Consider the following 22,500-nt stretch of genomic DNA (forward strand, 5'->3'; position numbering starts at 1 on the left):
GAACCGACGGCGCGTGCGGTTCGTTTTGCTCATGATGCGTTCATCCTCATGATGCGATGATCTTCTCGAGCGAGCCTGACCGCCGCAGCGGTCGCGGCCTAGCTCGCGCGCACGGGAGGCTGTGATGGCAACCAGATCCAATCTTTCGAAGGCAGAACTGGCACGGAGCGTTGTCGGTGCCACGTCAGCGTTGGTGCTGAGCGCGCTCGCTTTGTTCGTCGCCGCGCACCACTTGAGTGGCGGGTAGGGGCCGGCGTGTCCGCCAGGGCATCCTTAAAGTCAGGCAATCACCAGAGCACGAAAGTCCCGATCAGGAGGCCTGCCGCGAATGCCCAAAGCCCGAGGGTGCAAGCCGAGATGACCCGGGCGAAATTGCGCAGATCAACGTCTTGCATCGCAGTGCGGGATTGACGCGGCACTTGCAGGCACCCCCTGCGGTGGCAGCCTTTGGCTGGTTCCGCCAGGAGCCTGTTCCCGGGAGGTGCCCAAATGAAGGCAGCCAGGGACGGCGCCGATCACGCATTTGCGAGGTGCCGTCTCAACGCCCGGTATCCGCTTGGCGCGAGGATGGCCCCCCGGGCGCTGATCACGCCGCCCGGCGCTTGCGGGTCCGCGCGGCCTTTTTGGCTGAGCGCGATCGAGCCGCCGCTGGACGGCTTGCGGCCGCCTTGCCGCCAAGCTTGCCGCCCTTGCGCGACGGGGAATGGTCCTCGCGCGTCCCGCGGCCGGAGCCGCTCTTCTTGCCGCCATGGGTTTCCTTGTTGACGGTCGCCCAGGCGCGCCGCTCCGCCTCGCGGTTCGAGACGCCGCGCTTCTCGTAGCCTTCCTCGATGTGCTCGGCCTGCCGCTTCTGCTTGTCGGTGTAGCTCGACTTGTCGCCTCTGGGCATCGCGCTTTCCTTTCTATCGCTCGTCCTCATCTGGCTCGACGACCTCGAACCTGGACCGGCTGAAGCGCCCCAATCCGCCGAGCTCGTAATAGCCGTCACGTTCGATATCCCTGGTCACGTCATAGACGCGCCCCAGCGAGAGCGTGTCCCGCTGCAAGGTGTTGTCGACGCATCGAACGCGAAAATACTTGCCGGTTTCGGCCATACGCTCATCCAGAATTGTTGGTCTGTCGCCGTTACGTGTTGCGAGACGCCGTGATCGCAAGCGCCATCCCGGCCGTCGGCCGATCACGAAATTTCGTTCGGCAGGTTCCACTCGGGCGCGGGGGTGCACACTTCACCGTCGCCGGGAATCCGCTTCATGTGGTAGCCGGCTGGAATCACCATGCCCGGCGCCTCGTCCGCGACCGGAACGTCGAAGATCAGGCCGGATGTCAACGCATGCTCCCAGGCCTGCTTCTCCGTCGGAAAAGCCTCGTCGATTTGCCGGTCACGATCGAACAGCGCATAGGGCATCTGCTATCCTTGCTGCGGGCGGCTCGTGTATCGCCAGCCTGCGTGTAAAAAACGCCTGGCGCCGGGCGGCGTTCCTAAATCCGGCAGGTCAGGACGGACCGGAGACTTTGCGATCCATAGCAGCCAGACGTCACCGCCATGGCCGCGCAGCCCAGGCGCCGGAGGCCCCGCGCAGGGAATGGATTTCGATCTCCCAAACCGCTAGGTAGGTTGACAATCCCGGCTGTCACACCAATTGGCGTCACCTCATGCTGACCGCATTGCTTCTCGCTCTCAGTTTGATCCTGCTGTTCGCGCTCTATCGGATCTACGGGACGAAGGCGGGCGCCGCCAATGACGGGCGGCCCGGCAAGCAAGAGCCCGGCGGGATGCCGTTCGGGATCTCGTCCAGCGCGCGTGTCCTGATCGGATCAGCGCTTTTTGCGCTGGCGTCGAGCGCTGCGCTTTATCTGGTTCCTGCGAGCCCGCTCGATCCGAGTCTCATCCGCGGTGCCTTCCGCCTCTACAAGGGACATGCGTATCTCATCCCCGTCAAATATGTCGACGGCGCGCTAGAGGCCGCCCGGCTGTATGAGGACGACAGGTTGCTCGGCCCGGCGAACAGCGTCCAGCAGGAGATCATCGACAAGGGCGCCGGCCGGTTCGCGTTTTATCGCGATACCTGGAACTATTTCGGTCCCGCTTTGATGATGTCGACAAGCGACAACAGCGACCCGAACACCAACGGCAGGAAGTACCGCCTCAGGTGAGGGGCGTCCGACGCCGCCCGACAGATGGCGTCGTTGCCAAAACATCGAAAACAACCCCATGCAAAGGAGCCGCCGGCCTGCCGGCATGCGACACGGCCACTTGACATGTCGGGCAAATCAGCGAATTTTTTCTCTTATCCAGAAATTGCGCAGGCATACCTCACCCCCGTGCTGTGGGACCTGGTTGCAGCATCTGCGATTGCCTGCGTTAGGGCGCGTCCAGCTCCGCCGAACTTCGCGATTGCCGGCTGCCTCATCTTCGGGCAATGACGGCGGGCAATGAACAAGAGTTTCGAGGAAACTGCCGCTCGTCTGGCGCCGGCGATCTTTGTCGTGCTGTGGAGCACGGGATTCATCGGCACCAAATACGTCATCAACAATGCGGATCCGCTGACTTATCTGGCGATCCGGATGGCGCTCGTGGTGGCGGTGATGGCCGTCATCGCCGCGGTCGCGCAGCCGAAATGGCCGGACCGGGTGGGCATCTTGCACAGCGCGGTGGCCGGCATCCTGGTGCACGGCTTCTATCTCGGCGGCACCGCGATTGCGATCGCGCATTCGATTCCGGCCGGGCTCTCGGCGCTGATCCCGGGCCTGCAACCGATCCTGACCTCGACCATCGCCAACCGCTGGCTCGGCGAGCGCGTCACGCCGCTGCAATGGGGCGGGCTGGTGCTCGGCCTCGCCGGCGTCGTGCTGATCCTGCATAACCGTCCGATGACGGGCGAGGCAGGGTGGGGCTGGCTCGCCTCCGGCGTCTCGCTGATCTCGATCACGCTCGGCACGCTCTATCAGCGCCGCTACTGCAATGCGATCGACTGGCGCGCCGGCAATCTGGTGCAGTATGTCGCGGTGACGATCTTTTTCGGCATCGGCGCGTGGCTGTTCGAGAGCAATGTCGTGCACTGGACCAGCGAGTTTGTGCTGGCGCTGGCCTGGCTGGTGTTCGCGCTGTCGATCGGCTCGATCGGGCTGTTGTACTGGCTGATCCGGCATCATGCCGCGACCTCGGTCGCGAGCCTGTTCTACCTGGTGCCGGCGGTCACCGCGCTGATGGCCTATGTGCTGTTCGGTGAAAAGCTGGATGGCGTCGCGATTGCCGGCATGGCCGCCTGCGCCGCGGCGGTGCTGCTGGTCAACCGCCGCGGCTAGAGCTCCGTTCGGATTAGATCGGAACAGGGCTCTAGATTCCTATCTTGACGCGTTTTCTTCACGCGAACCGGTACCCACTTCGCTCGAAAACGCTTTAGTCCTTGCCCCGGATCTTCGCGTAGGCCGCAAGCGCGCGTTCGCGGCCTTGCTTGTGATCGACGATCGGTTGTGGGTAGGTCTTGCCGAGCTCGACGCCAGCGCTGGCGAGTTCGATCGGCGTCGCAGTCCAGGGCTGATGGACCAGGTTGTCGGGGAGCTGCGCCAGCTCGGGCACCCAGCGCCTGACATAGGCGCCGTCGGGATCGAACTTCTCGCCCTGCAGGATCGGATTGAAGACGCGGAAATACGGCGCCGCATCGGCGCCGGAGCCGGCGACCCATTGCCAGTTCGCCGGGTTGGAGCCGGCGTCGGCGTCGACCAGCGTGTCCCAGAACCACTGCTCGCCGGCGCGCCAGTCGATCAGCAGGTGCTTGACCAGGAACGAGGCCACCCCCATCCGCACCCGATTGTGCATCACGCCGGTGTACCAGAGCTCGCGCATGCCGGCGTCGACGATCGGGTAGCCGGTCAGGCCGCGCTGCCATGCCTTCAATGAGCGGGCGTCGCGTTTCCACGGAAAGGCGTCGAAATGCGCCTGCAAATTCCGCTCGGCGAGGTCAGGAACGTCGAACAGCAAATGGCGGCAGAACTCGCGCCAGCCGAGCTCGCTGAGGAACTTGTCGATGTCGCCGGCCAGGCGCGGGTGCTCGGCGGCGGCGAAGCGCGCGGCGTGCCAGATCTGTCGCGGGCTGATCTCGCCGAAGCGCAGATGCGGCGACAGGCGCGAGGTGCCGTCGCGGTCGGGCCGATCGCGGTCGTTCGTGTAGCTCTTGATACCGTCATCGAGGAACGCCTTCAGCCGGGCTTGGGCCGCGGCTTCGCCCGGTGTCCAGGTCTCGCGTAGGCCGCCGGCCCAATCGGGCCGGGTCGGCTCAAGCTGCCAATCGTCGAGGTCTTCGCTCGCGATGCCGCTGACCGATGTCAGCTTCTTCGGTGCCGGCAGCGGTTTGGGCGGATCGCCGAGCCCCTGCACGCGCCGCCAGAATGGCGTGAACACGCGCAGGCCGCGGTTGTCCTTGTTGCGGATCGCCTTGGGTTCGACCAGCAGGTCGCCGGGCAAGATTTGCGAGTCTATGCCATCACTTGCGAGCGCCGATTCAACTTCGGCGCCAACCGCTTGATGCGGCGCCTGCGCGATGTCGTTCCAGAACACGGCGGCGGCATTGGTTTCGCGCGCCAGCGTGGCGATCACGGAGGCGGCTGGTCCGGTGCGCAGCACCAGCGTTCCACCGATCGCCTCAAGGCTCTGGCTGAGCGCGCGCAGCGACTGCGCCAGCCACCATCGCGTCGCGCCCCCGAGGGGGCGCGCGGCCGGAGCTTTCAAGCTTGTTTCGTCGCGGACATAGAGGCCAACAACGGGAGCGCCGCGGCTGGCTGCCTCGTGCAGGGCCGGGTGGTCCGACAGCCGCAAATCGTCGCGGAACCAGACGATAACGGGCTGCGTCCTAGCCACTCGACCTCGTCGTTCCGGCCATTACTTCGGCTGCGGCACGATGCGGATATAGGGCTTCGGTTCTTTCCAGCCCTGCGGGTAGATCGTCTTGGCCTCGTCGTTGTTGACCGAGCCCGCGATGATCACGTCCTCGCCCTGCTTCCAGTCGGCGGGCGTGGCGACGCGATGCTTGGCGGTGAGTTGCAGCGAGTCGATGACGCGCAGGATCTCCTGGAAGTTCCGGCCGGTGGTCATCGGGTAGACCAGCACCAGCTTGATCTTCTTGTCGGGCCCGATGATGAAGACGTTGCGGACGGTCTGGTTGTCCGCCGGCGTGCGGGTGAGGGGATCGCCCGAGGTCGAGGCCGGCAGCATGTCGTAGAGCTTCGACACGTTGTAGTCGGTGTCGCCGATCATCGGGTAGTTCGGTGCCGCACCCTGGGTCTCCTTGATGTCCTCGGACCATTTGGCGTGGCGGTCGACCGGATCGACCGAGAGGCCCAACAGCTTGACGCCGCGCTTGTCGAATTCGGGCTTCAGGCGGGCGAGGGTGCCGAGCTCGGTGGTGCAGACCGGGGTGAAGTCCTTGGGATGGGAGAACAAAAGCGCCCAACTGTTGCCGATCCAGTCATGGAACTTGATCTTTCCTTCGGTCGTCTCGGCTTCGAAGTCGGGGGCGACAGCGCCAATCTGAAGTGCCATGATTTTACCTCATCCCTTTGAAGTTGCAGATAAATCTGTATTTGAGGTGGTCTGTTCCAGTATAGGACTCGAAAAGGCTTAAGTGAACGGGTTCTGAAAAAAGGTGAAACATTTCTCCTTGAAGGCGGAATTCCAAGCAACTTGTTTTGATCCGGGCCCCTGCGGCGAAATATCAACTGCGGCACAAAAGCCTGGAATTGCCTAGATAAAGCCGCTTATCGCCGTCATCACGCCGGGCTCGACGACCCCTTGGCTGCTATAGGACTGAACCGCAACAGCGTTTAAATCGACCAAATAGCAACCATCTAAAAATCTCGGACCTCAAGTTCCGAATCATTAACCACTCGTTTACGCCCGCATGGAAAAGCTGGCCTGAGATAGGAATTGAAAGCTCCCACAATGTCTACCCCAAGTACCAAGACCGCTGAGCCTCTCAGCGGTGCGTTGCATCCGTCCTGCCGCAAGACCGCCGCCCATGCGCTGACCATCGTACGCGACGGCGTCATCACCGGCGAAGGCCCGACCACCAAGGGCCGTATCCATTTCTCCCGGTCCCTCGATGCCGATGACGCTGCCTGGTGCGCGCGCATCCTGACGGCGGCCGCGGTCGACCATCAGCCGGTCAGCCGGGCCGAGATCGAGGCGCTGTTCGCGATCAACGAGGCGGCTGCCGAGCGCAGCGATGGCGGCCGGTTCGATGACCTGCTCGCCAAGGCGATCGCCCACCATGCCGCCTCCGAGTCCGGCCTGCCGGTGCCGCCGCGCACGGTGGCGCTGTCGCCGGACACCGAGATCGACCGCTGGGCGCCGACGCAGGGCGCCAAGATCGACACCAAGGTCCTCGAGTGGATCGCGGGCCAGATGCGCGGCCAGCGCCGCACCGGCCGTGCACTGGCTGCAATGGTGGCGACGCTGGTCGGCGCGGCCGCGCTGCCGCTGGCGACCCAGCTGCCCAACGTGTTCGACATCGGGATGATGTAATCATCCGGGATGATGTGATCATCCCGAACGAAACGGCTTCAAGTGAGGGCGGCGGGGATCACTTCCCCGCCGTTTTCTGTTTGCCGTCGCTCTCCTCGAGCCCCAGCGTCCGTCCCGGGAACCCGGCGACGTCGAAATAGCGGGTCGAGAGCACGCGCTGGAATTTCAGCACCGTGCGCAGCCCGTTGGCTGACGCCTTCTTCGACACCAGAGTGCCCTCGGCCATCTTCGGCACGATGCCGTTCGGCAGCGCTTCCGACATCACGCGGCCGATCAGCCCGCCATTGTTCGGCGCGCGCAGGCCGAGCAATTGCGCCGCGGTCATGCCGACATCGGCGTTGCTGACCGGCAGCGGATCGACATAGCCGGCCTTGAAGTCGGGGCCGATCGCGGCGGTGAAGTTGTAGGTGTCGCCGCGACTGAAGCTGCCATGCATGCCCTGGCCCTGGCGCAGCACAGTGTCGGCGATCTGCACCGAGCAGTTGGTCGGAATCGGGCAGCCGCTCGACCAGGAGCGGAAGTTGACCACGATCGACGGGTTTGGCGTCACCGCCTTGCCCTTCAGATTGAGGTTCGACATCGGCAACGTGCCGGGGAAGTTGCCGAGCTTGTCGTCGACAAACAGGCCGCTGACATAGTCCTGCTCGAGCAGCGCGTTGATGACGCGGTCGGCGAGCTTCTTGTCGCGGTTCGGCAGGTAGATCAGGTCGGAGCCGCCATTGGTCGCGATCACGACGTCAGGCTTGGTCGGATCCTGGCCGAGCACGCCGTTGCCGGCCTTCGGATGGGCGTTGTCGGCGACCTTGGCGTTCTTGTCGTTGGGATCGAACAGCGGCAGGTCCAGCGCCTTGGCGAGATCGATCGCCAGAAAGCCCATCGGCAGGAAATCCTTCGGCGTGTCGCCGTAGGCGACCTTGGCCGAGGGGCTGGTCTTGCTCTCCTTCGAGATCGTCGAGAAGCCGTGATCGGAGGAGACCATGATGTTGGTGGTGGCGGACAGCCCGAGCTCGTCGAGCGCCTTGCGGAGCTGGGCGAGGTTGTTGTCGGCATTCTTGATGCCGGCCATCGAGGTCGGACCGTTGATGCCGGGGTCGATGGTGTTGAGGCTGTCGCCGGTGTTGTGCTGGCTGCCGTCGGGATCGCGCGACCAGAACACCAGCACGAACGGCTTGTTGCGCGCCTTGAACATCGGCAGCACGATCTTGCTCGCGACATCGGCCATGTAGGCCTGCTGGGCGACATTGGCGACCGTGGTGCCGGGCGTCTTGGCGTCGCCGGCCTTGGCGTTGTCGCCGCGGCTCGGCGTGGCAAGCGGCAGCCCGGCCTTGGTCAACGCGTCCTTCATCTCGTCGGAGAGCGGCACGCCGGTCTTGCCGCCGGTGGAATCGTCGATCACGATCGTGTTCTTGCCGCGATCGGTGTGGTCGAACAGCAGGGTCGGGCCGACCTTGCCGATGGCGGCGGTGCTGAAACCCTGGCCGCGGGCCATCTTCAACAGCGTCTCCTCGTTGAGATAGTCGCCGTTGAAGTGATCGTCGATATCGGCGAGCACGGCGTCGTTCTCGATGAACGGCACCACGGTGTCGCCGGCCGGCACCGAGCTGTAGCCGGTGAAGATCGTGTTGGAGAAGGTGCCGGTGTCGCCGAGATAATGGCCTGTCGACAGCGCCGAGCCGTTCGCCATCGTGAAGGTCGGGAACAGCGAATGCGAGTTCTTGAAGTGGACGCCCTTGTCGCGGATCTCGGCCATCGCCGGCGCCGTCTCCGGCGTCACGATGCCGCCGCGCAGGCCGTCGGGAACGAACAGGATCAGATTGCGGGGCTTTGCATTTTGCGCCGAGGCGGCGCCCACTGAGAGCGCGATCATGCTCCCGGACAGCAACGTAATGGCACGACGCATCTTGTTATTCCCCCTGATGAAGTCCGCGGCAGCCGCAGCCTTCGTTTAGTTTTGCCATATGACACAATTGTTACAACGCTGGTTCGGCGCTGCAACTGCCGGATTTTCCTTGGCGAATGCCGGTCACCATACCCTCATTCCGCCGGCTGAACCGCGGTCCTCTCACTCTGCGCAGCGCTGCCGGCATGGCCGTACCGGGCATAGAGCGCGGGCAGCACGGCAAGCGTCAGCAGGGTCGCGCTGATCAGGCCGCCGATCACGACGGTGGCGAGCGGCTTCTGCACCTCGGCGCCGGTGCCGGTGGCGAAAGCCATCGGTACGAAGCCGAGCGAGGCCACCAGTGCCGTCATCACCACCGGCCGGAAGCGGGTGAGGGCGCCTTGCTCGATCGCATCGCGCAGCGGCACACCTTGCTCGCGCAATTGCCGCACGAAGCTCAGCATTACGAGCCCGTTGAGCACCGCAACGCCCGACAGCGCGATGAAGCCGACCGCCGCCGAGATCGAGAACGGCATGCCGCGCAGCCACAGCGCCGCGATGCCGCCGGTGAGCGCCAGCGGCACCGCGCTGAACACCAGGAGCGCGTCGCGCACTGACCCCATCGCCGCCAGCAGCAACAGGAAGATCATGGCAAAGCAGGCCGGCACCACGACGGCTAGGCGCTCGCGCGCCGTGGCGAGATTCTCGGACTGGCCGCCCCATGTCATCCAGTAGCCCGGCGGCAGCTTGACCGTTTGCGCGACTTTCGTCTGCGCTTCCTCGACCACCGAGCCGAGATCGCGGCCGCGGACATTGGCCGTCACCACGATGCGGCGCTTGCCGTTCTCGCGGCTGATCTGGTTCGGTCCCTCGGTGAAGGAGAACTGCGCGACGCGGTTGAGCGGCAGGCTCTGCACCGGCGAGCTCGGCGTCGCCTTCGGCAAGGCGACCGGCAGATTGCTCAACGCCTCGAGATCGGAGCGGACGCTCTCCGGCAGTCGCACCACGATGTCGAAGCTGCGATCGCCCTCATAGACGACGCCGGCGTCCTGACCGCCGACCGCGGCACCGATCACGCCCTGGACCTCGGAGACGCTGAGGCCGCGCCGGGCGATCGCCGCCTTGTCGACCTTGATCTCGAGCACGGGGAGGCCGCTGGCCTGCTCGACCTTGACGTCGGTCGCGCCGCGCACGCCGCGCAAGGCGGCCGCGATCTGGTTCGCGGCCTTCTGCATCGGCTCGAACTCGTCGCCGAACACCTTGACCGCGATGTCGCCGCGCACGCCGGCGAGCAATTCGTTGAAGCGCATCTGGATCGGCTGGGTGAATTCATAGACGTTGCCCGGCAGCCGGCCGACCGCTTTCGAGATGTCCTCGATCAACTGCTCCTTGGTCAGCGATGGATCCGGCCACTGCTCGCGCGGCTTCAGGATGATGAAGGTGTCGGAGGCGTTCGGCGGCATCGGGTCGCTTGCCACCTCCGCGGTGCCGGTCTTGGAGAACACGAACGACACCTGCGGGAATCGGCTGACGGCCTTCTCGACCGAGAGCTGCATCGCCTGCGACTGCGACAGCGCCGTGCTCGGAATCCTCAGCGCGTGCATCGCGATGTTCTTCTCGTCAAGCGAGGGGATGAACTCCTGGCCAAGACGGAAGAAGGCGAACAAAGCGGTGGCGAACAGCACGACCGCCACCGCAATCACGGGAACGGACGCTGTCACTGCGCGCCGCAGCAGTGGGCTGTAGCAGCGCTTCAGCGCGGCAACCAGCCAGTTGTCCTTCTCCCGCACGCGGCCGGTGATGCCGATCGCGATCAGCGCGGGCACCAGCGTCAGCGACAGCACGAAGGCGGCCGCGAGCGCGAGGATCACGGTCAGCGCCATCGGCTCGAACATCTTGCCCTCGACGCCGGTGAAGGTGAGCAGCGGCACATAGACCAAGAGGATGATGGCCTGGCCGTAGAGGCTCGGCTGCACCATTTCGACGGCGGAGGTGCGCACCGTCGCCAGCCGTTCGTCGCGCGTCAGCACGCGGCCGAGCGCTTGCTGCTTCTCGGCGAGATGACGCAGGCTGTTCTCGGTGATGATGACGGCGCCGTCGACGATCAGGCCGAAATCCAGCGCACCGAGGCTCATCAGATTGGCGCTGATGCGCCCCTGCCACATCCCGATGGCGGTCATCAGCATCGCGATCGGGATCACCAGCGCCGTGATCAGCGCCGCCCGGAAGTTACCGAGCAACACAAAGAGCACCGCGATCACCAGCAGCGCGCCTTCGCTGAGGTTGCGGGCCACGGTGCCGATGGTCGCATCGACCAGCTGGGTGCGGTCCAGCACCGTCTCGACCTCCACGCCTGCCGGCAAGGACGGCGTGATCGCGCGCAGCCTGGCGTCGACCGCGGCCGACACCGTGCGGCTGTTGGCGCCGATCAGCATCAGCGCGGTGCCGACCACGACCTCACGGCCGTTCTCGCTGGCGCTGCCGGTGCGTGTCTCGCCGCCGATCGAGAGCGTCGCGAGGTCGCGGATCCGGACCGGGACGCCGCCGCGCGTGGTGACGACGACGGCGCCGAGCTCCTCGATGTTCTCGAGCCGGCCGCCGGCGCGCACCACGAAGCCTTCTCCGTTGCGCTCGATATAGCGCGCGCCGCGGCTGACATTGTTGCTCTCGATTGCCTTGGCGACGTCGGCGAAGGTGAGGCCGAGCGCGATCAGCTTCGCCGCATCGGGATGAACCTGGTACTGCTTGAGATAGCCGCCGATCGAATCGACGCCGGCGATACCTGGCACCATCTTGATCTGCGGCTTGATGATCCAGTCCTGCACCGTGCGCAGATAGGCGTCCTTCTCGACCTCGCTGTGCAGCACCTGACCGTCCGCGGTCAGGAAGCGGCCGTCGCTTTGCAGGCCCGGCGCGCCGTCGTTCTCGACCTTCTCGCCGGAGTAGTGGACGGTCCACATGTAGATTTCGCCGAGACCGGTCGACGTCGGGCCGATCCGCGGCTCGATGCCTTGCGGCAGGCGCGCGCGCACCTCCGTTAGGCGTTCGCCGACCTGCTGGCGCGCGAAATAAATGTCGGTGGATTCGCTGAACACCGCCGTGATCTGCGAGAAGCCGTTGCGGGAGAGCGAGCGTGTGCTTTCCAGCCCCGGCGCACCCGCCAGCGCGGTTTCGATCGGGAAGGTGATCTGCTTCTCGATCTCGGCCGGCGCCAGCGCCGGCGCCACGGTGTTGATCTGGACCTGCTTGTTGGTGATGTCGGGTACTGCGTCGATCGGCAGCTTGGTCAATGCCAGGCCGCCGATGAACATCAGGATCGCCGCCAGCGCGACGACGACCCAGCGCCGCTGGATCGCGAGAGCGATGATGCGCTCAATCATGGCCGTGCTCCGCCTCGTCCTTCTCGACCTCGGCCTTCAGCGTAAACGTGCTCTGCACCGCGATGGTCTCGCCGGCGGCGAGACCGGTGACGATCTCGATGTCGTCGTCGTCCTCGCGGCCGGTGCGCACCGACCGCGCCTCGAAGCCGTCGGCATCGCGCACGAACACGGTCGGCGTCCCCTTGATGGTTTGAAGTGCCTTCTTCGGGATGACGATGGTCGACGGCGCGCCTGACAGCGGGACCTCCGCGGTGACGAAGGTCCCGGGCTTCCAACGGTGGTCCTTGTTGGGCATGGTCGCGATCACGCGGGCGTTGCGGGTCTCGCGGTCGAGCAGGGGGCTGACGAAGATCACGCCGGCGCTGGCTTCGTCCTCGGTGCCGATGGCGCGGATTTTCACCGACACGCCTTCGCGGACCGCGTTGATATCCTCCGGCGAGACCGCCAGGTCGACCCAGATGTCGTCGAGATTGACGATGACGTAGAGCTCGCTCTCCTGGCCCTCGCGCCCGATCAACCCGCCGAGATCGACTCGCCGCTCGGAGACCCGGCCGCTGATCGGCGCGCGCAGGAACTGGGTCCGCAGGCTCTCCGGCGGCTGGTTGGGAAGGTCGGCGATCTCGCTTTCCGACAAGCCAAGCGCGAACAGCTTCTGCCGCGCGCCGTCGAGCTTGATCTGGGCGTCGTTCGCGCTCAGCCGCGTGCGCAGGAACTCGTTCTCCGAGACGATGCGGGTCTCCACCAGTGTCTTCTGCCTGATGTAGAGCGTCTGCTGCAGATCGTTGGTGAGCCGTGCGGCGAGGTATTCGCTCTTGGCGTCGGCGACCTCGCGGCTCTCGATCGCGGCGACGATCTCGCCTTTCTCGACGACGTCGCCGAGGCGCTTGCGCAGTTCCGTGACGGTGGCGAGCACGCGCACCGACACGCGGCCGATATGGTCGGCATCCGGGATCAGCGATCCCGGCGCGAGGAAATGCCGCTTCAGCATGCCGCCGCTGGCTTGCGCGAGCGTGATGCCGGCTTCGCGAATCTGGTCCTCGCCCAGCTCGATATGTCCGGGGGAATCATGCTTGGCCTCGGCTTTCGGTGGACGCTCGGACACAGACTCCTGCGTCGTGGCCGGGAACTTGACCGGCCAGGCGATCGATCCGGCGGCCAGGAATGCCAGTGCAATGCCGGCGGCGACGCCGGCGAAAAATAGAACAACCCGTTTCATGTGCGCCTCTCCGCAGCGCCGGCCGATGGCTGTGCGCTGTCGCGACATCGATCTGTGCAAGCATGCGCGCTGCCGAAGGGCAGTCGCGCGCGGCTGGTCATGCCGACCGGATCAGGCGCGGGGTGGTTTGAAAGGAGAGAGACGGTCGGCCGATGCCGGCAGCTCGATGCTGCGGTCGCCATAGCGGTGCGGCGCATAGGCGATCGGGAGCGCTGTTTCCTGCGGAGCGACCGAGGCGACGTGTGTCAGGCAGTGATCGCCATGCAGTGAGGCCGGATGCGCGGGGGCTTTGCCGCCGGTGTCGTCGATCGACTGTGCGATGGCGAAGTCGGCTGCCGCATCATCATCGCCGTCGAACGCCCAGCCGTGGAAGAACGACAGCACCAGCGCAAGCGAGATCAATCCCGCAAGCAGGCTGCGCCAGCGGCGCGGTCCGGTTGCGCGAGAAGACTGAATCATGCTGCCCGATGCGGCCATGGCGCCTACTTAGCGCCGTGACCGCGTGCATTCAAGTTCGCCGCCGCGACAGATTGGCCGCGGATAGTATAACGTTACACGCCCGCGGCGGTTCGGCGCAGCCACCACCGTCGCGCCGCGACGACGGCCCAGATCGCCTCGACCAGGCCGAACGGCCAGGCGCCTTGCAGGAAACCGTAGGCCGAGCCGAGCGCGCACGACCACCGCGAAGGCCAGGATGAACCAGGGGCTGCGATCTTCGGCCGCGTAGCAGACCAGCATCATGGTCACCGCGAACAATCCGAACAGCGTCAGCGCATCCATCGCGCGGTAGAACCCTTGTTGTAACACTGTTGATATCTGAGCATGCTTGGGATGGAATATCCATCAGCCTCGCCGCTGCTCGAAAAGGACTGCCCTATGAAGCGCATGCATGTTCACGTCGCCGTCAAGGACATCCCGCAATCGGTCGGCTTCTACTCGGCGCTGTTCGGGGCTGAACCTTCGGTCGTCAAATCCGACTATGCCAAATGGATGCTCGACGACCCCCGCGTCAACTTCGCGATCTCGACCCGCGGCCGCGAGCCGGGCCTCGATCATCTCGGTATCCAGGTGGAGAGCGCCGAAGAACTCGGCGAGGTCTATGGCCGGCTGCGCAAAGCGGGCGGCGAGGTGATCGAGCAGGGCCAGACCGTGTGCTGCTACGCCAAGTCGGAGAAGTCCTGGATCGACGATCCCGCAGGGATCGCCTGGGAGACGTTTCACACTACCGGTGAGAGCATCGTCTATGGCGACGGCAGCGGCGAGCGGACCGCGCGCGTCGCGCACGAAAAGCAGGGCGAGACGCAAAGCACCTGTTGCGCGCCGCAGCCGCAGGCCGCGCCATCAGAGGCTTCGGCCTGCTGCAAGCCGTGAGCGATTGCGTATTTTGTAGCCCGGATGCAGCGAAGCGAAATCCGGGAAAGCGCCACCGCTTGAACCGGCTCCCGGATTTCGCTGCGCTTCATCCGGGCTACCGGTCGACACGGCAGCCGTCCCATCGACGCAGCCGGTTACCGCCGTAAGCAAAGGCTTAATGCCTGCGACATATTATCCCGGCGTCGACTCCCCTCGTGCTAACAGCCCCTTAACCATGCGGCTTTTGCCACTCAAGGATCCTGAGCGGTCCTGGCGTCACATCAGGGCACAATGGAAGAAGGACGCTGAAGGCGTCGGAGAGGATTTTGCCGCTTTCGGCGGCATCGCCGCGTTTGAAGCGTTGACCGCCAGGGAGGGGGACAGCCAGGGTCTGTATCACCTGACCGACGGAGAGCGGGTCCACGCGGTCTGCCAGGTCCGCCGCCTGTTGATGAGCCGGTATACGGCGCCGGCGCTCAGCGCGCGCTTCGTCAATGTGTCTCCGATCTACGATCTCGGCCTCGCGGACACCAGCGATTACGCGCAAATGCTCGTGGCGCTGTTCTCCGGCGTCGTCTGGCTGTCGCGCGACGCGCTGTCGGCCAATCACATCCGGTTTCTCCTGAAGTCTCCGGGCGACTCGCAATTCTTCGCAGCACTCAAGGCGGTGACGCCGTTCTCGCCATTCTCGAAATTCACCATCGATGGCGCGCTGATCGAGTGCAGCCTGAAGGAGGCGGCGGCATAGGCTGTGGCAGTCTCCTGACGATCGACCTGCCGATCGCGCTCGCGTGCGCGTTCGCCTTAACCGTCCGATAACTGATTTTCCTAACGACCCCTTGGGTTGTGCTCCCGTAGAAGGGCAGCCACAGGGGCAGGAAATGTCGGTCGTCCAAAACAACAGCGTGATGCCGGAACACCGGCGGCTGTCGATCACAGGTGTGTTGCGCGCCACGCGGATGAGTGCCGTTCAGTGGCTCGTCCTGAGTGCCGCGCTTTTGGTGCTCGCGATCACGCTTGGCACTGGCTACCTCGCCCTGCAGTTCCGGGAACGCGCGCTGGAGGTGTCGGAGCGCGAGCTCAACAACACCGCGCTCCTGCTGTCACGGCATTTCGACCAACAGCTCAGCGATCTCCAGCACGTCCACGACGACATCCTGAATTATTTGCGGTCCGAACAGGTCGAGACCGCCGATCAGTTCGATAAAAGCATGTCGCTGCTCAGCGCGCACGAGATGCTGCGCACGCGGCTGGCGGCGCTGCCGCATGTCGGCGGGCTTAACCTCTTCAACGCCAAGGGATGGCTGATCAACTCGTCCGAGATGTGGCCGGTGCCGGACGTCAGCATCGCGGACCGGCGCTACTACCAGGAGTTCACGTCGGGACGGCCGACATCGCCCGTGATCGTCGAGCCCGCGATGAGCAAGGTGACGGGCAACTGGACTACGATCTTTGCCCGCAAGATTACCGGGCGCAACGGCGAGATCATCGGCTTTGCGAGCCGCGGCGTCGAGCCCAGCCATTTCGAGGATTTCGTGGCCTCGCTGGCGCTGAACGGCGACACCGTGATCTCGATGATCCATCGCGATGGCACCATCATCGCGCGGTATCCGCAGGATGCGAGCGTGGTCGGCAGCAACATCACCGACCAGTCGCTGTTCCGCAAGATCATCGGCCTCGGCGGCAACACGTCCGGGCGCTTCATCGGCGCTGCCGGCGAGGAGAATGTCGGCGCGGTCCGCTCGCTGTCGCACTTTCCAATCCTGATCCTGGCCACCACAAAGACCTCCAGCGCGCTGGAGGACTGGCGCGCCCAGACCAAGCTGCAGTTCTGTGCCGCGGTGCTGGCGGTGCTGATCGTCATCATGATGGTGTTCCTGATCGTCCGGCAGCTGCAACGGCAGCACGATGCGGCGCAGCGCCGGCTGTCCGAGAAGAGCCAGCACCTCGACACTGCAATCAACACCATGACGCAGGGGCTGCTGCTGTTCGACGCCTCGGGGCGCCTCGTGATCTGCAACCAGCAATATATCGATATGTTCGGCCTGTCGCCCGACATCGTCAAACCCGGATGCCATCTGCGCGACCTGATCCTGCATCGTCAGGCGCTCGGCTCGTTCATCGGCGATGTCGACGCCTATTGCGCCTGCTTCACCGATCCGAGGGGTGACCAGGTCCGGGACTCCCTGATCGTGACGCCCGACGGCCGCAGCATCCGCCTGATCTACAAGCGCGCGCCGGACGGCGGCTGGGCCACCACGCTCGAGGACGTCACCGACGGGCGGCGTGCGCAGGCGCGAATCGAATATCTCGCGCATTATGATGCGCTGACCAACCTGCCGAACCGGACCCTGTTCCAGCGCCACGCGGAAGAGCTGTTGCGCGCGGCAGAGGTGCGCGAATTCGCGATCCACTATATCGATATCGACGAGTTCAAGCGGATCAACGATACGCTCGGCCATCCGATCGGTGACGAATTCCTGCGTCGCGTGGCCGAGAGGCTGCGCCAATCGGTCGGATCGAACGACTTCGTCGCGCGCCTAGGGGGCGACGAGTTCGCGATCGTCCAGCACGACGTCACGTCGGACGACGACGTCAGCGATCTGGTCGCGCGCGTCTATCAGTCGCTGCGCACGCCGTTCGACTGCCTCGGCCATCGGCTGTCGAGCGATGCCAGCATCGGCATCGCGATCGCCCCGCGCCACGGCGCCGACCTGTTCGGCCTGCTGAAATGCGCCGACCTTGCCATGTACGCGGCTAAGGCCGCCGGCCGCAGGACCTATCGCTTCTTCGATCCGGCGATGGAGAAGCAGGCCAATCTGCGCCGTGCGCTGGAGGCGGACCTGCGAACCGCGCTGGCCGAGGGCGGCTTCGAATTGCATTACCAGCCGCTGGTCGACCTGCGCAGCGACGAGGTGACCGGCTGCGAGGCGCTGCTGCGCTGGCGTCATCCGTCGCGCGGCATGATCTCGCCGGTGGATTTCATACCGGTCGCCGAGGAGACCGGGTTGATCGAGGAGATCGGGCAGTGGGTGCTGCGCACCGCCTGCATCGAGGCAGCGGCCTGGCCCGCGCATGTGCGGCTTGCGGTCAACGTCTCGCCGATCCAGTTCAAGTCGGAGACGCTGGCGCTGAAGGTTGCCGACGCGCTCGCCGAGAGCGGGCTCGACCCGCGCCGGCTCGAACTCGAGATCACCGAGGCGGTGCTGATCGCCGATGACGATGCCGCGCTGATCACGCTCGGCCAGCTCCGTGCGCTCGGCGTCCACATCGCGCTGGACGATTTCGGCACCGGGTACTCGTCGCTGCAATATCTGCAGCGCTTCCCGTTCGACAAGATCAAGATCGACCGCAGCTTCGTCAGGGAAGTGACCCGCAACTCGGGCTCGGCCTCGATCATCCGTGCGGTGGTCTCGATCGCCGCCGATCGCAACATGATCACGACGGCCGAGGGTGTCGAGACCGATCAGCAGCGCGACACCGTGCAGATGCTCGGCTGCACGCAGATGCAGGGCTATCTGTTCAGCAGGCCGGTTCCTGCACAGGATGTCCGCACGCTGCTTGCGGCCGATAGCGTCGAGGACGCCGCCTGAGCGCTCACTGGTCCGACCCGTCAGGAACAATCCGCAGCGCCCCCGATTGAGAGCGAAAGCTCCCGAGATGTGAGGCGGTCCATGAAGAGCAAGCTCGTATCCGATGCGCCCAGCGCGCAGGTTCACGTCGTCGTGCTGGATAGCGGCGAGGAGGCCTTCGGCGCACTGACGAAGTTCGCCAACGATGCGAGGCTGACGGCGGCATCGCTCACCGCGATCGGCGCATTCGAGCGCGCGACGGTCGGCTGGTTCGACTTTGCGTCGAAAAACTACCGCAAGATCGAGATCGGCGAGCAGTGCGAGGTGTTGTCCGCTATCGGCGATATCGCAACCGGCGACGACGGCAAGGCCAGCCTGCATGTTCATGTCGTGCTCGGGCTGTCTGACGGCTCGACGCGCGGTGGCCATCTGCTTGCCGGCATCGTACGTCCGACACTGGAGGTCGTGGTGACGGAAGCGCCAACCCACCTGCGCCGCCGGAGGCGGCCCGAGCTCGGGATTGCCCTGATCGACCCGGTCGCCGGGTAGTCCGACGGCATTACGCTGCCGGTTGAAAGTTCCTAAAAATCGGGCGGACGCTGCGCGCTGTCAGGATTTCGGCGCGGTCGCCCGCTGCTCGGCGATCGCCTTGCGGAGCGTGCGCGACAGCGCTTCGACCGAATAGGGTTTCTGGATCAGCTCGAAGCCGCTATGCGCGTTCTCGGCCAGCACGTTGCTGTAGCCACTGGTCAGCACCACCGGCAGGCCGGGAAAGCGATCACGGATCACGCCGGCGAGCTCGACGCCGTTCATGCCGGGCATGATCACGTCGGAGAACACGAGGTCGGCGGCGAACTCGTTCTCGGAGAGGATCGACAGCGCCGCATTGGCGTTCGCCGCGCGCTTGACCGAATAGCCGAGATCCTCGAGCAGTTCGGTGGAGAACTGGCCGACGTCGTCATTGTCCTCCACCACAAGGACGCGATAGCCGCGGCCGATCGAGGTTTGCTCAGTGCCCGCGCTCGCCGCGATCTTGGTGTCCGCGGGGCGCATCGCCTGCGGCAGATAGATGGTGAAGGTCGCGCCGTGCCCGGGCGTCGAGGTGACCTCGATATCGCCGTCGGATTGCTTGACGAAGCCGAACGCCTGGCTCAATCCGAGGCCCGTGCCCTTGCCGACTTCCTTGGTGGTGAAGAACGGCTCGAAGATCGCGTCGAGATTTTCCGGCGAGATGCCGGTGCCGGTATCCTGGATCGAGACCGTGACGAAATCGCCGCTGCGCGAGGCCTGGGCACGCAGGGCAGGGATGTGCTTGACCTTTCTCACGCCGATCGTCAGCTGGCCTTCGCCATTCATGGCGTCGCGGGCGTTGACCGCTAGGTTGATCATCGCGGTCTCGAACTGGCCGATGTCGGCGATCGCAAAGCAGTCGGGATCCTCGATCCTGACCTCGATATGAATCCGTGCACCGACCAGCGGGCGGATCAGCTGCACCACGCTGTCGACCTGCGTTCCGACATTGAACACTTCGGGATTGAGCGGTTGCCTGCGCGCGAAGGCCAACAGCTGCGCGGTGAGCTTGGAGGCCCGCTCCACGGTCTCGGAGATCGCGTCGATGTAGCGGCGGCGCCGTTCGTCCGGCAGCTCGCGGCGGCGCAGGAAGTCGGTTGCCGAGCGGATGATGGTGAGCAGATTGTTGAAATCGTGCGCCACGCCGCCGGTGAGCTGGCCGACCGCTTCCATCTTCTGCGATTGCCGCAAGGCTTCCTCGCCGCGCCGCCGCTCGGTGATGTCGACGGCCTCCGGCACCGCGCCGACGATGGTGCCGTGCTGGTCCTGCAGCGGCCGCATCGCGAAATCGAAATAGCGCTCGCCGATCGGCAGCTGCAATTGCAGCTCGATCTTGACCTCTTCGCCGCGCATCGCGGTCGCAAACGCATTCTGGATCACCCGCGGCATGCCGTCGGTCGCAGTGAACCACGGCGTGTCCCAGAACGGCTTGCCGACGACGTCGCCGGCCTCGGCGCGGATGCCGGCCAGCGCGGTCTGGTTGGTGTAGAGCAGGTCGCCATCGTGGTTGAGCAGCATCTGATATTGATGGCTGGTTTCCAGGATGGCGCGGGTCTGCGCTTCGCGGGATTCGAGCTGCGCGGTGCGCTCCAGGATGCGGCGCTCCAGCGACTCGTTGAGCTTGCGCAGCTCGATCTCGGCTTCCTTGGCGGCCGTGATGTCGTGGGCGACGCCGATGAAGCCGATATGCTTGCCGTTCGCATCCCAGCGCGGCTGCGATTCCGAACGCAGCCAGCGCCAGTCGCCTGTGGCGTTGCGATAGCGCGCCTCGAGCACGAACGGCTTGAGCGAGAGCTCGCCGGTGATCTGCTCCTGCAGGATATTGGGCAGATCATCCGGATGCAGCGCCTTGCGCCAGTCGAATACGACCGCTTCCTCGAACGGCAGGCCGAGGAAATCGAGATAGGCCTGGTTGGCGAACGAGCGGGTGCGGTCGAGCTTGGTCACCCAGATCGGCACCGGCGCGCTGTCGGCAATCAGGCGGAAGCGTTCCTCGCTCTCGCGCAGGGTTTCCTGCGCCAGCATCTGATCGGTGACGTCGAGATCGGCGCCGACCAGCCGCAGCGCGCGGCCGGCGCGGTCGCGCTCGATCTTGGCGACGACGCGGATCCAGCGGCTCTCCCCGTCGTTCGGACGGATGATACGGTATTCGGCCGTGTAGTCCTCGCCGCCCGCCTTGAGCACGTCGAACAGATGCTTGATGGTTCGCTCGCGGTCGTCGGGGTGGATGCGCGCGATCCAGTTCTCGTAGGTCTCGTTGACCTCTTCGGGCGGCAGCCCGTGCACCAGGAGATACTCGGGAGAGCGGCGGTTGCGCACGCCGTCGCGGAAATCGATCTCGAGGCCGCCGACCCGGGCGATACGCTGGATCCGCGCCAGCTCGGCCTCGCGCTCCTGCAACTCGCGATGGGCGCGATCGCGTTCGCGCGCGATCTCCTCAAGGTGCTGCCGCAGCCGTTCGGCTGCCGCAGCTTCGGGAAGCACATCAGAGCGATCGGGAGGGGTCATACGCGCCGGCAACCTCTAGGCGCAGTTTCACACAGGACGAGGCGGCTTTGCCAGTGTGATTTAAGGTCATCACTTGCCTCCCATTCCGGGGCGATGCGTAGCATCGAACCCGGAATCTCGAGATTCCCCAATGCGCAATTGCGCATCTGAGGTTCGCTTCGCGCCCCGGAATGACGATGCAGTCTACTCCCGCTTCACTTGCTCTTGGGCGGGCGGCAATTATAGGCCCGGCGGAACCCGGCGGCCTGTGCATCCTCCTCGGAACAGAACCAGCGATCCGGATTGCCGAGGCCGGGGTAACTGCGGCAGGCCTGCAAATGATAGATGCCGACATTGCCGGTGACGCGGGCGCGCACGGCATATTTGCCCTTGATGTTGCAGCTTGCCGGCATCGGCAGGTCTGCGGGGAAGAGGGCATCGCGGATCTGCGTGTCGCGGTCGGCCGGGCAGGCGTTGCCGAGCAGGATGCCATCCTTCTTGGCGGCGCGAAAATCGCGCGGCGCCACGAAGCAGCCCTTCCACAGCCCGGCGCGGCTGTCCCTGGCGGCGCCTTCGTCCGGCTTGAATCGGCCAGTGGCCGACTCCTCGAGATTGAGCGCATAGCCCTTCTGCACCAGCACCTGGCTGAGGCTGGTCGGGTCGCCCTCGAGCTTGCAGACGCCGAGCCGGCGCTTCTTGAAAGTCGGGTCGACGCCGATATCGTCGCAATGAATGGGCTTGCCCCCGATCAGCTTGGTCAGCTGGTCGCGCGCTTCGATCCCGCAGGTCCAGACGTCGGCGTGCTCGTCGATGCAGAGCTGATCGACCGCCGGCGTGTCGATGCCGTCGAGCCGGTAGGTCGTGTTGCCGAGCTGAACGGTGCCGCCGTCCTTGATGACCGCTGGCACCGCCGGGCCGGCGGCCGTCGCCGGCAGGCCGGGGATTGCAGACAGGCATGTCAGGAGAAGCGTCGTGACGACCGGATTTCGAAACCGCATCTTGCTCACTTCAGGTCTTTGGCGGGCAGCCGGACTTCTAGCACAGGCCGGTACGATCCAACCAAGCACTGTTCGCACAGAGGGGCGTGCCGCACATCGCGATCGGCATTCCGCGACGTAGAACGGCCGGACATCGATGGGAGAGATGCGGGCATGGCCGAATTCGTCGAGATCGGCGCCGACATCTGGACGCTGCAACGGCTCAACGGACGAGAAAGGCGGCGCAGGAGACCGCGTCCGATCAAAGATCCGATTGACTCGATGAGAACAAAATAGGAACATGGTGCGCCATTTGAATCCCGGATACCTCACGATGTCTGCACGGCCCGAATCTGACGACGATGACGGGTTGGAAGCGGCTGTCGATCAGGCGATTTCCGCCTGCGGCGGCAATCTGCGCGCAACCATCCGGGCGCTGATCGTCGCCAATGAATTCCTGGAGAACGAGGTCAGCGAGCTGATGAAGGCCGTCGCGAAGGCCCATTCCCGCGGCCGCTTCAAGACCTATACGGGTTGAAATACCCC

The 22,500-nt window shown here is 65.0% G+C and carries 20 protein-coding genes and 1 pseudogene; 9 read left to right on the plus strand and 12 right to left on the minus strand.

The features are described 5' to 3' along the window. Nucleotides 1-586: 586 nt before the first annotated feature. The 3 genes from ACVIW0_RS16155 to ACVIW0_RS16165 all read right to left on the minus strand — a co-directional run bounded on the left by ACVIW0_RS16155 (nucleotide 587) and on the right by ACVIW0_RS16165 (nucleotide 1,405). Nucleotides 587-889: a plasmid stabilization protein gene (locus ACVIW0_RS16155; protein ID WP_461353209.1), complete on the minus strand. Its 303-nt coding sequence runs from the start codon at nucleotides 887-889 to the stop codon at nucleotides 587-589. Nucleotides 890-902: 13 nt separating this feature from the next. Then, nucleotides 903-1,094 (minus strand): hypothetical protein, encoded by a 192-nt coding sequence (locus tag ACVIW0_RS16160; protein WP_461353210.1) that lies wholly within the window; start codon nucleotides 1,092-1,094, stop codon nucleotides 903-905. An 83-nt stretch (nucleotides 1,095-1,177) separates the two neighbouring features. Further along, on the minus strand, nucleotides 1,178-1,405 hold the full coding sequence (locus tag ACVIW0_RS16165) for a hypothetical protein (protein ID WP_461353211.1): 228 nt from the start codon (nucleotides 1,403-1,405) through the stop codon (nucleotides 1,178-1,180). 248 nt (nucleotides 1,406-1,653) lie between these two features. Here ACVIW0_RS16165 and ACVIW0_RS16170 point away from each other — a divergent pair, with 248 nt between their 5' ends. After that, nucleotides 1,654-2,154, plus strand: a complete 501-nt coding sequence (locus ACVIW0_RS16170; protein ID WP_461353212.1) for a hypothetical protein — start codon at nucleotides 1,654-1,656, stop codon at nucleotides 2,152-2,154. Between the two features lie 279 nt (nucleotides 2,155-2,433). Continuing rightward, the gene (locus tag ACVIW0_RS16175) at nucleotides 2,434-3,306 is read left to right on the plus strand and encodes a DMT family transporter (RefSeq protein WP_461353213.1); all 873 of its coding nucleotides are present in this window, start codon (nucleotides 2,434-2,436) and stop codon (nucleotides 3,304-3,306) included. Between the two features lie 94 nt (nucleotides 3,307-3,400). Here ACVIW0_RS16175 and ACVIW0_RS16180 read toward each other — a convergent pair whose 3' ends face one another. After that, a complete protein-coding gene (locus ACVIW0_RS16180; protein WP_461353214.1) occupies nucleotides 3,401-4,858 on the minus strand; it encodes a cryptochrome/photolyase family protein in 1,458 nt (485 codons plus the stop codon). Nucleotides 4,859-4,879: 21 nt separating this feature from the next. Then, nucleotides 4,880-5,539: a peroxiredoxin gene (locus ACVIW0_RS16185; RefSeq protein ID WP_461353215.1), complete on the minus strand. Its 660-nt coding sequence runs from the start codon at nucleotides 5,537-5,539 to the stop codon at nucleotides 4,880-4,882. A 399-nt stretch (nucleotides 5,540-5,938) separates the two neighbouring features. Here ACVIW0_RS16185 and ACVIW0_RS16190 point away from each other — a divergent pair, with 399 nt between their 5' ends. Further along, a complete protein-coding gene (locus ACVIW0_RS16190) occupies nucleotides 5,939-6,520 on the plus strand; it encodes a hypothetical protein (protein WP_461353216.1) in 582 nt (193 codons plus the stop codon). 58 nt (nucleotides 6,521-6,578) lie between these two features. Here the strand turns inward: ACVIW0_RS16190 and ACVIW0_RS16195 are convergent, their stop codons facing one another. The 5 genes and pseudogenes from ACVIW0_RS16195 to ACVIW0_RS16215 all read right to left on the minus strand — a co-directional run bounded on the left by ACVIW0_RS16195 (nucleotide 6,579) and on the right by ACVIW0_RS16215 (nucleotide 13,775). Next, on the minus strand, nucleotides 6,579-8,420 hold the full coding sequence (locus ACVIW0_RS16195; RefSeq protein WP_461353217.1) for an alkaline phosphatase family protein: 1,842 nt from the start codon (nucleotides 8,418-8,420) through the stop codon (nucleotides 6,579-6,581). 134 nt (nucleotides 8,421-8,554) lie between these two features. Then, entirely contained in the window at nucleotides 8,555-11,779 is a 3,225-nt protein-coding gene (locus ACVIW0_RS16200) for an efflux RND transporter permease subunit (RefSeq protein WP_461353218.1), read from the minus strand. Continuing rightward, on the minus strand, nucleotides 11,772-12,995 hold the full coding sequence (locus ACVIW0_RS16205) for an efflux RND transporter periplasmic adaptor subunit (RefSeq protein WP_461353219.1): 1,224 nt from the start codon (nucleotides 12,993-12,995) through the stop codon (nucleotides 11,772-11,774). The genes ACVIW0_RS16200 and ACVIW0_RS16205 overlap by 8 nt, the downstream gene beginning before the upstream one ends. 111 nt (nucleotides 12,996-13,106) lie before the next feature. Further along, nucleotides 13,107-13,454: a hypothetical protein gene (locus ACVIW0_RS16210; protein WP_461353220.1), complete on the minus strand. Its 348-nt coding sequence runs from the start codon at nucleotides 13,452-13,454 to the stop codon at nucleotides 13,107-13,109. 92 nt (nucleotides 13,455-13,546) lie between these two features. Then, nucleotides 13,547-13,775 (minus strand): annotated as a pseudogene (locus ACVIW0_RS16215) (hypothetical protein). A 96-nt stretch (nucleotides 13,776-13,871) separates the two neighbouring features. Here ACVIW0_RS16215 and ACVIW0_RS16220 point away from each other — a divergent pair. The 4 genes from ACVIW0_RS16220 (at nucleotide 13,872) to ACVIW0_RS16235 (ending at nucleotide 18,469) form a co-directional block, all read left to right on the plus strand. Further along, complete coding sequence (locus ACVIW0_RS16220; protein ID WP_461353221.1) at nucleotides 13,872-14,366, plus strand: ArsI/CadI family heavy metal resistance metalloenzyme; 495 nt, start codon at nucleotides 13,872-13,874, stop codon at nucleotides 14,364-14,366. A 217-nt stretch (nucleotides 14,367-14,583) separates the two neighbouring features. Next, nucleotides 14,584-15,096: a hypothetical protein gene (locus ACVIW0_RS16225; protein WP_461353222.1), complete on the plus strand. Its 513-nt coding sequence runs from the start codon at nucleotides 14,584-14,586 to the stop codon at nucleotides 15,094-15,096. Nucleotides 15,097-15,229: 133 nt separating this feature from the next. After that, the gene (locus ACVIW0_RS16230; RefSeq protein ID WP_461353223.1) at nucleotides 15,230-17,941 is read left to right on the plus strand and encodes a bifunctional diguanylate cyclase/phosphodiesterase; all 2,712 of its coding nucleotides are present in this window, start codon (nucleotides 15,230-15,232) and stop codon (nucleotides 17,939-17,941) included. Between the two features lie 81 nt (nucleotides 17,942-18,022). Beyond that, nucleotides 18,023-18,469: a PPC domain-containing DNA-binding protein gene (locus ACVIW0_RS16235; RefSeq protein WP_461353224.1), complete on the plus strand. Its 447-nt coding sequence runs from the start codon at nucleotides 18,023-18,025 to the stop codon at nucleotides 18,467-18,469. A 60-nt stretch (nucleotides 18,470-18,529) separates the two neighbouring features. Here ACVIW0_RS16235 and ACVIW0_RS16240 read toward each other — a convergent pair whose 3' ends face one another. Continuing rightward, nucleotides 18,530-20,998, minus strand: coding sequence for a PAS domain-containing hybrid sensor histidine kinase/response regulator (locus ACVIW0_RS16240; RefSeq protein ID WP_461353225.1), 2,469 nt, complete (start codon nucleotides 20,996-20,998; stop codon nucleotides 18,530-18,532). Between the two features lie 194 nt (nucleotides 20,999-21,192). After that, nucleotides 21,193-21,975: a thermonuclease family protein gene (locus ACVIW0_RS16245; protein ID WP_461353226.1), complete on the minus strand. Its 783-nt coding sequence runs from the start codon at nucleotides 21,973-21,975 to the stop codon at nucleotides 21,193-21,195. Nucleotides 21,976-22,128: 153 nt separating this feature from the next. Here ACVIW0_RS16245 and ACVIW0_RS16250 point away from each other — a divergent pair, with 153 nt between their 5' ends. Both ACVIW0_RS16250 and ACVIW0_RS16255 read left to right on the plus strand, forming a co-directional pair. Then, nucleotides 22,129-22,251: a hypothetical protein gene (locus ACVIW0_RS16250; protein ID WP_461353227.1), complete on the plus strand. Its 123-nt coding sequence runs from the start codon at nucleotides 22,129-22,131 to the stop codon at nucleotides 22,249-22,251. Nucleotides 22,252-22,288: 37 nt separating this feature from the next. Further along, nucleotides 22,289-22,492, plus strand: a complete 204-nt coding sequence (locus ACVIW0_RS16255; RefSeq protein ID WP_461353228.1) for a hypothetical protein — start codon at nucleotides 22,289-22,291, stop codon at nucleotides 22,490-22,492. Nucleotides 22,493-22,500: the final 8 nt, after the last annotated feature.

Source organism: Bradyrhizobium sp. USDA 4454 (assembly GCF_054822705.1).

Bases quoted from the DNA above. Each gene is read 5' to 3' on its own strand.
- ACVIW0_RS16155 (WP_461353209.1), bottom strand. From the start codon at position 889: ATGCCCAGAGGCGACAAGTCGAGCTACACCGACAAGCAGAAGCGGCAG.
- ACVIW0_RS16160 (WP_461353210.1), bottom strand. From the start codon at position 1,094: ATGGCCGAAACCGGCAAGTATTTTCGCGTTCGATGCGTCGACAACACC.
- ACVIW0_RS16165 (WP_461353211.1), bottom strand. From the start codon at position 1,405: ATGCCCTATGCGCTGTTCGATCGTGACCGGCAAATCGACGAGGCTTTT.
- ACVIW0_RS16170 (WP_461353212.1), top strand. From the start codon at position 1,654: ATGCTGACCGCATTGCTTCTCGCTCTCAGTTTGATCCTGCTGTTCGCG.
- ACVIW0_RS16175 (WP_461353213.1), top strand. From the start codon at position 2,434: ATGAACAAGAGTTTCGAGGAAACTGCCGCTCGTCTGGCGCCGGCGATC.
- ACVIW0_RS16185 (WP_461353215.1), bottom strand. From the start codon at position 5,539: ATGGCACTTCAGATTGGCGCTGTCGCCCCCGACTTCGAAGCCGAGACG.
- ACVIW0_RS16190 (WP_461353216.1), top strand. From the start codon at position 5,939: ATGTCTACCCCAAGTACCAAGACCGCTGAGCCTCTCAGCGGTGCGTTG.
- ACVIW0_RS16195 (WP_461353217.1), bottom strand. From the start codon at position 8,420: ATGCGTCGTGCCATTACGTTGCTGTCCGGGAGCATGATCGCGCTCTCA.
- ACVIW0_RS16200 (WP_461353218.1), bottom strand. From the start codon at position 11,779: ATGATTGAGCGCATCATCGCTCTCGCGATCCAGCGGCGCTGGGTCGTC.
- ACVIW0_RS16205 (WP_461353219.1), bottom strand. From the start codon at position 12,995: ATGAAACGGGTTGTTCTATTTTTCGCCGGCGTCGCCGCCGGCATTGCA.
- ACVIW0_RS16210 (WP_461353220.1), bottom strand. From the start codon at position 13,454: ATGATTCAGTCTTCTCGCGCAACCGGACCGCGCCGCTGGCGCAGCCTG.
- ACVIW0_RS16220 (WP_461353221.1), top strand. From the start codon at position 13,872: ATGAAGCGCATGCATGTTCACGTCGCCGTCAAGGACATCCCGCAATCG.
- ACVIW0_RS16225 (WP_461353222.1), top strand. From the start codon at position 14,584: ATGCGGCTTTTGCCACTCAAGGATCCTGAGCGGTCCTGGCGTCACATC.
- ACVIW0_RS16230 (WP_461353223.1), top strand. From the start codon at position 15,230: ATGTCGGTCGTCCAAAACAACAGCGTGATGCCGGAACACCGGCGGCTG.
- ACVIW0_RS16235 (WP_461353224.1), top strand. From the start codon at position 18,023: ATGAAGAGCAAGCTCGTATCCGATGCGCCCAGCGCGCAGGTTCACGTC.
- ACVIW0_RS16240 (WP_461353225.1), bottom strand. From the start codon at position 20,998: ATGACCCCTCCCGATCGCTCTGATGTGCTTCCCGAAGCTGCGGCAGCC.
- ACVIW0_RS16245 (WP_461353226.1), bottom strand. From the start codon at position 21,975: ATGCGGTTTCGAAATCCGGTCGTCACGACGCTTCTCCTGACATGCCTG.
- ACVIW0_RS16250 (WP_461353227.1), top strand. From the start codon at position 22,129: ATGGCCGAATTCGTCGAGATCGGCGCCGACATCTGGACGCTGCAACGG.
- ACVIW0_RS16255 (WP_461353228.1), top strand. From the start codon at position 22,289: ATGTCTGCACGGCCCGAATCTGACGACGATGACGGGTTGGAAGCGGCT.